Annotated in this window: 9 protein-coding genes; 2 read left to right on the plus strand and 7 right to left on the minus strand. The window is 72.4% G+C overall.

All coding sequences use genetic code 11. The annotated features are described in order from the left end of the window. Positions 1 to 870 precede the first annotated feature (870 nt). On the minus strand, positions 871 to 2,286 hold the full coding sequence (gene pyk / locus NBZ83_RS23885; protein WP_261570560.1) for a pyruvate kinase: 1,416 nt from the start codon (positions 2,284 to 2,286) through the stop codon (positions 871 to 873). A 270-nt stretch (positions 2,287 to 2,556) separates the two neighbouring features. On the opposite strand from pyk, the gene NBZ83_RS23890 reads away from it, so the two are divergent. Next, positions 2,557 to 2,736, plus strand: a complete 180-nt coding sequence (locus NBZ83_RS23890) for a hypothetical protein (RefSeq protein ID WP_261570561.1) — start codon at positions 2,557 to 2,559, stop codon at positions 2,734 to 2,736. Between the two features lie 76 nt (positions 2,737 to 2,812). On the opposite strand, the gene NBZ83_RS23895 is transcribed toward NBZ83_RS23890, so the two are convergent. The 3 genes from NBZ83_RS23895 to NBZ83_RS23905 all read right to left on the minus strand — a co-directional run bounded on the left by NBZ83_RS23895 (position 2,813) and on the right by NBZ83_RS23905 (position 5,884). Then, positions 2,813 to 4,726, minus strand: coding sequence for an ABC transporter ATP-binding protein (locus NBZ83_RS23895; RefSeq protein ID WP_261570562.1), 1,914 nt, complete (start codon positions 4,724 to 4,726; stop codon positions 2,813 to 2,815). 91 nt (positions 4,727 to 4,817) lie between these two features. Beyond that, positions 4,818 to 5,663 carry an enoyl-CoA hydratase/isomerase family protein gene (locus NBZ83_RS23900; RefSeq protein ID WP_261570563.1) on the minus strand — a complete coding sequence of 282 codons (846 nt, stop codon included), beginning with the start codon at positions 5,661 to 5,663 and terminating at the stop codon, positions 4,818 to 4,820. A 2-nt stretch (positions 5,664 to 5,665) separates the two neighbouring features. After that, positions 5,666 to 5,884: a helix-turn-helix domain-containing protein gene (locus NBZ83_RS23905; RefSeq protein WP_009399485.1), complete on the minus strand. Its 219-nt coding sequence runs from the start codon at positions 5,882 to 5,884 to the stop codon at positions 5,666 to 5,668. Positions 5,885 to 6,520: 636 nt separating this feature from the next. Between NBZ83_RS23905 and NBZ83_RS23910 the strand changes: the two genes are divergently transcribed. Further along, positions 6,521 to 7,957, plus strand: coding sequence for a hypothetical protein (locus NBZ83_RS23910; protein ID WP_261570564.1), 1,437 nt, complete (start codon positions 6,521 to 6,523; stop codon positions 7,955 to 7,957). A gap of 42 nt (positions 7,958 to 7,999) precedes the next feature. On the opposite strand, the gene NBZ83_RS23915 is transcribed toward NBZ83_RS23910, so the two are convergent. The 3 genes from NBZ83_RS23915 to NBZ83_RS23925 all read right to left on the minus strand — a co-directional run. Then, positions 8,000 to 8,962 (minus strand): cation diffusion facilitator family transporter, encoded by a 963-nt coding sequence (locus NBZ83_RS23915; RefSeq protein ID WP_261570565.1) that lies wholly within the window; start codon positions 8,960 to 8,962, stop codon positions 8,000 to 8,002. A gap of 199 nt (positions 8,963 to 9,161) precedes the next feature. Further along, positions 9,162 to 10,775 (minus strand): ABC-F family ATP-binding cassette domain-containing protein, encoded by a 1,614-nt coding sequence (locus NBZ83_RS23920; RefSeq protein ID WP_261570566.1) that lies wholly within the window; start codon positions 10,773 to 10,775, stop codon positions 9,162 to 9,164. 199 nt (positions 10,776 to 10,974) lie between these two features. Next, the coding region (locus tag NBZ83_RS23925) for a transglutaminase-like domain-containing protein (RefSeq protein ID WP_261575840.1) at positions 10,975 to 11,578 on the minus strand (604 nt) is incomplete at its 5' end.

Here is an 11,578-nt window from a genome sequence, read left to right on the forward strand (position 1 = left end):
GACGGGGCTTGGGCCGCCGCCAGGTCCACGGGTGTCACGACCGGAGGGCGAATCCTCTCGCGCCGGCGTGGCGCTGGCCGGCTGGGACCGGATGGGGGCGAGCGGCGGGCGGATCGGGACGCGTCCAGCCTCGGCGGGACGCGCCGCCGCCGGAGAACGGGACCCTTCAGGGCGACCACCGGCACCGGACCTGCCACCGGAGGACCCGGCGGCACCAGACGAGGACGCGCTCGCCGGGAGCGCGGAGGCACGGGCGCTGGCGGGCGAGGCGGAGGCTGGACGGGCGGGTGGCCCCGAAACGACCCGACCCGCGGGCGCGGCGGTCTGGGACTGGCCAGGGGTCTGAGAACCCGACCCGGGGCCGGCCGGGCCCGGGTCGGCTGTCGGCGTGCCTGCGGGCGCCGGATCGTCCGGCCCGCTCCCCTGCTCGACCATGCAACCACTCCCTGACGTGCGCCCTTGTCCGACAGGCTGCCACCCGATCGATCCGGACCCGCGCCGGCGGGATCCGCCGCGCTCCCGGTCGGCGGGTTGGGACGCGACCGGCATCATCATGACAGCCGCCGGGAGTGTGTCGGGCGGGCACGGTGGATCGCTGCACGGGCGGTGTCGGCGCCCGCGCGGGAGCCCCTCCCCCGAGCTCCATCGCCGTGGCCCGGGGCGGGCTCGGACGCCAGGCCCGCCACCCGCATCCGACTCACGATGTCGGGTGGCCCGGGGTCGGCGTCCGCTCGAGGTGGCGGGGCGCCCGACCGCCGGTCGGCGCGGGTGGGGCCCCGCGGCAACCGCCCGCCGGTCAGGCGTCAGGTCAGGTCACGTCAGGTCATGACGCGGCACGACGCGGCACGTCGGCACTGCACGGTGCGGCCGTCAGACCGCCTCGCCGATGCGGTGGACCCGCATCATGTTGGTCATGCCGGCCACGCCCGGCGGCGTTCCGGCCACGACGACCACAAGCTCACCGGGCTGGCACCGGCCGATCTGGAGCAGGGCGGTGTCGACCTGGCGGACCATCTCGTCGGTGCTCTCCGCGAACGGCACGAGGAAGGTCTCCACGCCCCAGAACAGCGCCATCTGGTTGCGCACGGCGGGGATGGGAGTGAAGGCCAGTACCGGGACCTCGCTGCGGTACCGGGCCAGCCGGCGGGCCGTGTCGCCGCTGAGAGTGTGGGCGACGAGGTAACGGGCGCCGACGGCGTGTCCGACGGAGGCGGCCGCCTGAGCGATCGCCCCGCCGAGGGTCCGCGGCTCGGTGCGCAGCGGCGGGATCCGCCCGAGGTCAGCCTCGGCCGTCTCGATGATCCGCGCCATGGTGGACACCGACTCGATCGGGTAGGCCCCGACGCTCGTCTCGGCCGAGAGCATGATCGCGTCGGCGCCGTCGAGGACCGCGTTCGCGCAGTCGCTGGCCTCGGCACGCGTCGGCCGTGGCGCGCTGACCATGGACTCGAGCACCTGGGTGGCGACGATCACGGGCTTCGCCCGTTCCCGTGCCTGGCTGACGGCGTGCTTCTGCACCAGCGGCACGTCCTCGAGGGGCAGCTCGACGCCGAGGTCGCCACGGGCGATCATCAGACCGTCGAACGCTTCGATGATGCCGTCCAGAGCGGCGACCGCCTGCGGCTTCTCGATCTTGGCGTGGACGGGGACACGGGTCCCGACCTCATCCATGATCGCGTGCACGGACTTGGCGTCGGCGGCGCTGCGCACGAAGGACAGCGCGATCATGTCGACCCCGAGTTCGAGGGCGTAGCGCAGGTCGTCGGCGTCCTTCTCGCTCAGCGCCGGCACGGTGAGCGCGGCCCCGGGGATGTTCATCCCCTTGTGGTCGCTGACCGGCCCGCCGACGACGACGGTGGTGTGCACGTCGGTGTCGGTGACGCCGTCGATCTGCAGGACGAGCCGGCCGTCGTCGACGAGGATGCGGTCGCCGGCCGAGACGTCGGCCGGCAGGCCGGAGTAGGTGGTGCCGACCTGGTGCTGGTCACCGGGCACGTCCCGGATGGTGACGGTGAACCGCTGACCCGGCAGCAGGGTGACGCCGCCGTCGGCGAAGGTGCCCAGGCGGATCTTCGGGCCCTGCAGGTCGGCGAGGATGCCGACGTTGCGCTCGGCGGCCTCGGCCGCCTCCCGCACCCGGGCGTAGGTGACGGCGTGCTGTTCGTGTGTTCCGTGGGAGAAGTTTAGGCGGGCAATGTCCATTCCGGCGTCGACGAGGGCCCGGACCTTCTCTGGCGAGCTGGTGGCCGGGCCGAGGGTACAAACAATCTTGGCTCTACGTGGCACAGACAAAGCCTAAGTACTGATCGTCGGTCATTGCACACGGGGGCCGCCGAGAGAGGCGAGTCGCTCACCCGGTAGTAGTCAGATCAGGTCGATCCGGTACATGCTGCGCGTGGTCGCCTGACGGCGTACCGTCCGTCTCGTCACCCGCGCCACACCCGTCCCTCGGCGCGCGTGATACGGGAAAGACGGCAAGGGTGCCGACGTTCCTGGGAGCCGCTCCACCCGGACGCGGAAGTCGGTATGACACGGTCGAGCACCCCCGGAGTCGGCATGAATCGAAATCCCGCTATTCACCGTCACCCGTCCGGTGACATCGACATCGCCGTGGTCGAGGTCACCACCACCCCCGAACCCGGTCCCGTCGCCGCGCAGGCGCCTCCCGGGCAGCCGTCCGCGCGGACCGCCGCCCACGATTCTCCGCCGCCACCTTCGGTGGAACCCGGCACCTGACCGAACGGTCTACCCCGCCGCCTCCCCCGGTCCGGGCGTGACCCGCGTTCGCGGCTCGGCGAACCCCGGTCCGGGCTCAGGCGGGGACCGCGGTCGCGTCGTCGGCGGGCGCCGTGGCGGGCGCCGTGGCGGGACGGAACTGGGTCCGGTACAGCTCGGCATACAGCCCGCCGCGCGCCAGCAACTCGTCGTGGGTGCCGCTCTGCACGATGCGTCCGTCGGCAACGACGAGGATGCGGTCGGCCTCCCGCACGGTGGACAGCCGGTGCGCGATCACCAGCGAGGTGCGGCCGGCCAGCGCGGCGCTCAGGGCCTGCTGCACCGCGGCTTCGGACTCGCTGTCGAGGTGCGCGGTCGCCTCGTCCAGCACGACGATGCCTGGCGCGCGCAGCAGCAGCCGGGCGATCGCCAGCCGCTGCTTCTCCCCGCCGGACAGCCGGTGCCCGCGGTCGCCGACGACCGTGTTCAGCCCGTCCGGCAGCGCGCGCACCAGCTCCCCTACCTGCGCGGCGTCCAGCGCTGACCACATCTGGTCATCGGTGGCGTCCGGCCGGGCGAAGGCCAGGTTCGCCCGCACCGTGTCGTGGAACAGGTGGGCGTCCTGGGTGACCACGCCGACCGCGGCGCGCAGCGAGCGCAGGCTCAGGTCGCGCACGTCGTGCCCGCCGACCCGGACGGCGCCGGAGCGGACGTCGTACATCCGCGGGATCAGCTGGCTGATCGTCGTCTTGCCGGCCCCGGACGGCCCGACCAGTGCGATCATCTGACCGGGCTCCGCCCGGAAGGTGATGTCGTGCAGCACCGGCGCCGGAACCCTGGTGTCGAGGACTGCAACGGATTCCAGCGAGGCCAGGGAAACCTCGTCGGCCGCGGGATACCGGAATCCGACGTGATCGAACTCGACGGCCGCCGCGCCTGCCGGCAGATCGACGGCATCGGTCCTGTCGACGATCGCCGGTGCGAGATCGAGAACCTCGAAGACGCGCTCGAATGACACCATCGCGCTCATGACGTCGACGTGCACGTTCGACAGCTGGGTGAGCGGTCCGTACAGCCGGCCGAGATACGCGGTGAGCGCGACGAGGGTGCCGACCTCCAGGTCTCCCCGGGCCGCGAGACGGCCGCCGACGCCGTAGACGATCGCGGTCGCCAGCGAGGCGACGAGGCTGAGCGAGGCGAAGAATATCCGGCCATACATGGCCTGGGTGACCCCGATGTCGCGTACCCGCCCCGCCCGACCGCGGAAGTTGACCTCTTCGCGTTCGGGGGACCCGTAGAGCTGGGCCAGCATCGCGCCCGACACGTTGAATCGCTCGGTCATGGTGTTGTTCATGTCCGCGTTCAGTTCGTAACGTTCCCGGGTCAGTCGGGCGAGCCGTGGCGCGAACGCACGGGCGGGAAGGATGAAAACCGGTAGTAACACCAATGACACGACGGTGATCTGCCATGACAACACGAGCATCGCGGCGAGTACGAACCCGGCGGAGAGCACATTCGACAGCACTGAGGACAGTGTGTTCGTGAACGCCGACTGTGCGCCGAGCACGTCGTTGTTCAACCGGCTGGTGAGCGCCCCGGTCTGGGTGCGGGTGAAGAACGCCAGCGGCTGGCGTTGCACGTGCTGGAAGATCTGGCTGCGCATCTCGTAGATCAGGCCCTCGCCGATACGGGCCGAGAACCAGCGCTGGGCGAGGGACAGGCCGGTGTCGAGGAAGGCCAGCGCGGCGACGACCCCCGCCAGCAGCTCGACGTAGCCCACCCGGTGATGCTCGATCCCGCCGTCGATGATTTCCTTGAGGATCAACGGGACGACCGCGCCGAGTGCGGCGCTGACCGCGATGAGCCCGAGGAACCAGATCAACTGGCCCCGCCAGGGCCGCGCGAAGGCCGCGATCCGGCGCACCGTCCCCGGCCGCAGCGAGGTCTTCGCCGCCGACCGGTCCCGCAGGGCGGATCGCATCAACGCCCGACTGTCCGGACTCGGCCGCATCATGCCTCCCGACACCGTCACTTGCACTGTAAGCATGTAAGCGGACGGCGGGTTGCGGTCATTCCCGCCGACGGGCCCGGCCGGGATCGAATCAGCCCGCGGCGGCGCCTCGCGAGGCGTCCAGCAGATCCATGACCGTACGTTCCCAGGCCTCGCCCTCCGCATCGGCAACGCCGCGGGAGTCGGCACCCGCCGCGGCCCGCATCGCAACCGCGGATCGGCCGACCACACGGGCGCCGCGCAGGAGCGCCTTGACCTCAGCCGTAACGGCAGGGGAGGTGGCGAGCAGGCCCTCGACCACGGCGGCGACCTCATCGTCGAGCCGCGGGCGGGGCACCACCCGCTGAGCCAGCCCGAGGCCGGCGGCCTCGGACGCGCCGAGCGGCCGCCCGGTCAGGCACAGGTCGAGGGCGCGGGACCAGCCGAGAAGCTCGGCCAGCCGGGTCAGCGAACCCGCCCCGGGCAGCAGGCCGCCGCGCGCCCAGACCGGGCGCAAACCAGCTTCTGTGGTGAAAATCCGCAGGTCGCAGGCGACGGCGACGGCCGTACCCACATCCTCGGCAACGTCCGCCACCACTGCGACGCTGATCAGGTTCGCTTGCGCGGTGAGCCGTTCGAGCGCGTCCCGCCAGACCCGGTACCCTCCGGTCAGGGCGCCCGGATCGGCCCATGCGGGCGACGGCGAGAGCGGTGCCTGCTTGTTCAGACCCGCCAGACGCGGCGCGGTGTCCGCGGCCGGCGGGACCTGGCCGCCCAGGCGGACGACGGCGACCCGGACGTCGCCGCCCATTCGTCGCTGGGCGTCATCAAGGGCGGAACCGAGGCCCCCCAGTGACCCGGGATCACCGGATCCGGAGAGTCGGATGGTCGCGACAGGTCCGACGACCTCCACCCGTAGTCCGGCCGCCGCCGATGTGGCGGCGGCCGGCACCGCCATGATCAGGCGCTCTTCTTCTTGGTGCCCCGGGTCGCACCGCCACGGCCGCGCAGGGTCGTACCGGACTCCGACAGGATCCGGTGGACGAAACCGTACGAACGACCAGAGGACTCGGCGAGCAGACGAATGCTCTGCCCACCTTCGTACTTCTTCCGAAGTTCGGCAGCGAGCTTGTCCCGCTCGGCGCCGGTGATCCGGGTTCCTTTCCTAAGCTCGGCCAACGTGGCCCCCTCCGTGTTCGATGATCTGCGAACCGATCTTCACTCAGCTCGAGTGAACGCGCCACTCGAAGCAGATGTGATCCATCACACGCGGCGCGTCGGTACGTGACCGCGCGCTCGCGCTTTCATCTCCACGCCGACGCCAAGGCCGGCATGACCCGGGTCGCACCCGCCCGCTCGCACGCCAGGCATCCACGACCGACCATGCACGGTGACCAGTGTCCCCAATCCCATGCGCACGGCCTAACAGCAGCAACGGCGCGTCGCCGCGAACATCGTCACCCGCATGATCGGCGATCTTCCCTCAACGCAATACCGCAGGTACAACCAACAGTCGATCACTGTACAGAGCCCGCCGACGGACCGCTAACGCCGCAGATCAAACCGACTGATTACTCACACCCCGCGGCGGCCGTCCGCTGTCACGGCCGGCCGGGAGACCGCCGCGGCGCGGTGCGCGCCCGCCCCGCGGCGGCCATCCGCACCCGGGCTCGCGCAGCCGGCACCGTCGCGCCGATCGGCTCTGGGCTTCGGCCGGCGCAGGACTCGTTACCGTGCAGGGGTGGCCCGTGAAGTGGTGATCGCCGGCTCGGCGCCGGGTAGGTCCCGAGACTCGGCGACCGTCAGGGCCAGGCCGTGAACGTCAGCCGCGACGCATCCGAGCGGGTGCGCGTCCCGGCGATCGCGCGGCGGCGGATGCAGCCCCGGGCCGGCACGCTCGCCGCCAACCTCGGACCGACGGTGCGGACGGAACTCGCCGAGGCCGGGATCTGGCTGGCCCTGGTCGCCTTCGGGCTCGCCGGCACCGCCCTGCTGGCCGGCACCGACATCAGCCTCGGCTGCCCGCAGCCCCCGTGGCACGACGGCTGGGCACCGCGCCTGGACCCGCTCGTCGCGGTCCCACTCACGGTCGCCGTGACCGTGGTCGCGCTCACGGCCTGGTGGGCCTCGACCATCCGGCCACCATGGTCGGCGGCGTTCCGGCTGCCCTGGAGTGTCCTGCTGCTGCTGGGCTACCTGGGCTCGTTGGCGTTCAGCCTCGCGCTCGCCCTGGTCACACCCGGGGATCTCACCGCCGGCCTGCGGGCACCCGCGGACCTGCTCGCGGCGGCCGGCGCGGTCGGCGACGACCCGCTCGGACAGCTCGCCGCCTACACCTCGACGACGCCGCACGCCGCCGCCGGCTCGGTCGCCGTGCTGCCGGCGCACCCGCCGGGGCCGGTGCTCGCCACCTGGCTGCTCACCCGGGCGGGGCTGCACGGCGCCGTGCCGATCGGCGTGCTGTTCACCGCGCTCGGCGCGCTGACCGTCCCGGTCGTGTGCGTCGCGGTGCGCTCGCTGTGCCATGAGACCGCGGCCCGCCGGCTGGTTCCCGTCCTCGTTCTGGCTCCGTGGAGTGTCTGGATGGCGGCCTCCCCGGATGCCGTCACCGCCGCCCTCGCCGCGCTGGCCGTCGCCATCGGCGTGATCGGCTGCGAACCGCAGCGCCGGTCGGTCTGGTGGGCGCTGGCGAGCGGGCTGCTGCTGGGCCTGGCGGCGCTGTTCGGTTACGCCCCGGTGTGGCTGGGGGTGGCGGTCGCGGCCGCCTACTTCGTCCGGCGCCGGCCGCTGCTCAACGTCATCACCGGGCTCGGCGCGCTGCTGCCGCTGTGGCTGTTCTACGCCTGGGGCTTCTCCTGGCCGGACGGGTTGGCCCTGGCCAGTGCGCCGCGGCCGTCGGCGGGAGCCGCACTGGCCTGGATCTTCCTGGACCTGACCGTCGTGGTCCTCGCCACCGGCCCCCTCGCCGTGCGGGCGGCACGCCGGCTGCGCCTGACGCCGGGCTGGCCGTTCCTGGTCGGCGCCACCGCCACCATGCTGTTTGCCGTGACCCTCGGCCTTGCCGAGGGCGGGACCGAGCGGACCTGGCTGCCGGTGTTCCCCTGGCTGCTGGTCGCGGCGGTGGCGCCCCGACCCCGGCCGGCCCGGCCTGGCGACCGGTTGCAGGCCGGCAGCCTGCCCGTCATCCTCGTGTCACTGAGCGCAATCGGAGCCCTCGGCCTGCGGCTCTGCCTCGGCGGTCCGCCGGCCTGACCTGCGTCCGGGAGCGCCCGGGACCCAGCCGAACCGGGCGCGTCAGGCGGGCGCGGAGGTCGCCTCGGCACCACTCGCGGACGGTCGGGGCAGCGCGTCGCGGGGAATGTCCGGCTCCAGGAAGATCCGCATCGGAACCGCCAGGGACGCCCGCAGCGCCTCCTCGGCGCCGTCGATGGTCGCGGCGACCTCCCGCATCGTCGCCGTCGGCGCTATCCCGATCTTGGCGGCGACCAGCAGCTCGTCCGGGCCCAGGTGCAGGGTCCGCAGGTGGATGACCTTTGTCACACCGGGCGTGGCGGCCAACGTACCGCGGATCGTCGCGACGGCCTGCGGGGTCGCCGCCTCCCCGACGAGCATGCCGTACGCCTCGGTCGCGACGAGCACCGCGACGACGAGCAGCAGAATGCCGATGGCCAGGGTGCCGGCGCCGTCCCAGATCGGGTCGTCGAGCAGCAGGGTCAGCCCGACGCCGAGCAGGGCGAAGATCAGCCCCAGCTCGGCGGCCAGGTCCTCGAGCAGGACGATCGGCAGCTCCGGCGCGCGCGCCTCCCGGATGAACTGCCACCAGGAGCGCTCGCCCCTGGTCTTGCTCGCCTCGCGTACCGCGGTGGACAGCGAGTACGACTCCAGCACGACGGCGACCAGCAGGATGATCACGGCGATCAGGCCGCTGTCCAGCTCGTGCGGGTGGCGCAGCTTCTCGACACCCTCGTAGGTGGAGAACAGCCCACCGACGCTGAACAGCACGATGCCGACGAGGAACGCGGCGATGTACCGCGCGCGGCCGTACCCGAAGGGGTGCTCCTCGTCGGGCGGGCTGCCCGACTTGCGCTGGCCGAGCAGCAGCAGACCCTGGTTACCGGAGTCGGCGACCGAGTGAATGGATTCGGCGAGCATCGACGACGACTGCGTGAGCAGGAACGCCACGAACTTCGTCACCGCGATTCCCAGGTTGGCGGCCAGCGCCGCCAGAACCGCCTTGGTGCCGCCCTGCGTACTCACAAAGACTCTCCACTTCCGTCCCGACGGCTAGGCGGACGCAGTCTCGGCCTGCCACCGCGCCGCCGAGCATCGTCGCCGGTGTCCCCTCCGGCCCGATGCCCCAGTCTTACAAGTCGAGCCGGCCGGCCACGCGGCGGGTCGGCACGCGACGCAGCGCCGCCCACCCGACGACGCGACGCCACCGCCCCGGGTGGCGGCGTCAGGCCAGCGTGATGAGCTCCAGGAGATCGGGTGACCAGTTGTCCTCGACGCCGTCGGGCAGCATCAGCACCTTCTCCGGGCTGAGCGCCTCGACCGCACCCGGGTCGTGTGTGACGAGCACCACCGAGCCCTTGTAGGTGCTCAGCGCGGCGAGGACCTCGTCGCGGGAGGCGGGGTCGAGGTTGTTCGTCGGCTCGTCGAGCAGCAGCACGTTCGCCGAGCTGCACACCAGCCCGGCCAACGCCAGGCGGGTCTTCTCGCCGCCGGAGAGGGTCTGCGCACGCTGCTCGACGGTGTCGCCGCTGAACAGGAACGCGCCGAGAATGCGCCGCAGCTCCACGTCGGAGGTGCCCGGCGCCGCAGCCCGCATGTTGTCCAGCACGGAACGGTCGGTGTCCAACGTCTCGTGCTCCTGCGCGTAGTAGCCCAGCCGCAGGCCGTGCCCCGGATGCACCTCGCCGGTGTCCGGCCGCTCCTGACCGGCGAGCATGCGCAGCAGCGTCGTCTTGCCGGCACCGTTGAGCCCGAGGACGACCACCCGGGACCCCCGGTCGATCGCCAGGTCGACGTCGGTGAACACCTCCAGCGAACCGTAGGACTTCGACAGTCCGGTGGCGGTCAGCGGGGTGCGCCCGCAGGGCGCGGGGTCCGGGAAACGCAGCTTCGCCACCCGGTCGGCGACGCGGGTCTCGGCGAGCCCGGCGGCCAGCCGCTCGGCGCGGCGGTCCATCTGGTGGGCGGCGCGGGCCTTCGTCGCCTTCGCCCGCATCTTGTCGGCCTGCGCCTTCAGCGAGTCGATCTTCTTCTCGGCGTTGGCGCGTTCCCGGCGGCGGCGCCGCTCGTCGAGCTCCCGCTGGTTGAGGTAGGTCTTCCAGTTGACGTTGTAGACGTCGAGGGCGGCGCGGTTGGCGTCGAGGTAGAAGACCTTGTTGACGCACCGGTCGAGCAGGTCGACGTCGTGGCTGACGACGACGAGGCCGCCGTTGTGCGCGCGCAGGAAGTCGCGCAGCCAGCTGATGGAGTCGGCGTCGAGGTGGTTCGTCGGCTCGTCGAGCAGCAGCGTCGCATCCGAGCTGCCGGATCCGGCGAACAGGATGCGGGCCAGCTCCACCCGGCGGCGCTGCCCGCCGGACAGCGTGCCGATGGGCTGGGCGAGCACCCGGTCGGCCAGACCCAGCGAGGAGCAGATCCGGGCCGCCTCCGCCTCCGCGGCGTACCCGCCGAGAGTGCCGAAGCGCTCCTCCAGGCTGCCGTACCGGCGAATCGCCGCGTCCCGCGCCTTCACGTCGACCAGCTCAGCCATCTCCAGCTGCAGCTTCTCCATCTCACGAAGCAGGACATCGAGGCCACGGGCTGACAACACCCGGTCGCGGGCGGTGTCCGTCGGGTCGCCGGCGCGCGGATCCTGCGGCAGGTAGCCCAGCTCACCGCGGACGTCGACACCGCCGGCGAACGGCATGCCCTCGCGGGCCAGCACCTTCAGCAGGGTCGTCTTACCCGCACCGTTACGCCCGACCAGACCGATCCGATCGCCCTGCTGCACCCGGAAGGAGACGGGCTCGATCAGGGTGCGGGCTCCGGCGCGCAGTTCGAGCTCGGACACAATGATCATCGAGGTTGGGCCTCTTTCGGGCTTCCTGGCGACGCGGTTGACGTCAGACGGCTACGGACGACGGTGGAAACGCCACCGGGGCGGGACATCATCCGATCACGACGCGGCGATGCTCATGCCGTCCAGACTACGGTGCCGTCCTCCCGGGGCACCGTCCTCACCGGGCACCGTCCTCACCGGGGGTCAGGCCAGGCGGGGGTCAGGCCAGGCGGGTCACGGCCACGGTGACGCCGAGGGAGGTGGAGCTGCCGCCGGAGTAGACGCCGCGCACAGGCGGGACGTCGTTGTAGTCGCGGCCGCGGGCGACGACCACGTGCTGCTCGCCGGCGGGGACCGCGTTGGTCGGGTCGAAACCCCACCATCCGCCGAGCCAGCCCTCCACCCAGGCGTGCGACTGGCCCTCGACGGTCTCGCCGACCTCCGCGGTGGCGCAGGGGTGCTGGTAACCGGAGACGTAGCGCGCCGGCATGCCCGCCGCCCGCATCAGAACCAGGGCGAGGTGCGCGAAGTCCTGGCAGACGCCCTCCCCGCGCCGCCACGCCTCCACCGCCGAGGTGTGCACGCCGGTGGTGCCGCGGCGGTAGGCGAGGCGCTCGCGCACCCAGTCGCCGACGGCGGGGATGAACTCCCGCGGCCCATGGCGGGCGGCGAGGTCGCGGGCGGCGGCGGTGAGTTCGGCGTGCTCCGGCGTGGACGTCGTGGGACGCAGGTACTCGACGAACTCGTCGGCCACCGGGTCGGCGCCCAGCCGTTCCCAGGTGGGGACGTCCGTCGGGGGCAGCGGGGCGGGCGCGGTCTGCACG

The organism is Frankia gtarii, assembly GCF_025403375.1.
Taxonomy (GTDB): Bacteria; Actinomycetota; Actinomycetes; order Frankiales; family Frankiaceae; genus Frankia; species Frankia gtarii.

Excerpts from the sequence above, each read along its gene's own strand:
- NBZ83_RS23890 (WP_261570561.1), top strand. The coding sequence starts at position 2,557 with ATGAATCGAAATCCCGCTATTCACCGTCACCCGTCCGGTGACATCGAC.
- NBZ83_RS23895 (WP_261570562.1), bottom strand. The coding sequence starts at position 4,726 with ATGCGGCCGAGTCCGGACAGTCGGGCGTTGATGCGATCCGCCCTGCGG.
- NBZ83_RS23900 (WP_261570563.1), bottom strand. The coding sequence starts at position 5,663 with ATGGCGGTGCCGGCCGCCGCCACATCGGCGGCGGCCGGACTACGGGTG.
- NBZ83_RS23920 (WP_261570566.1), bottom strand. The coding sequence starts at position 10,775 with ATGATCATTGTGTCCGAGCTCGAACTGCGCGCCGGAGCCCGCACCCTG.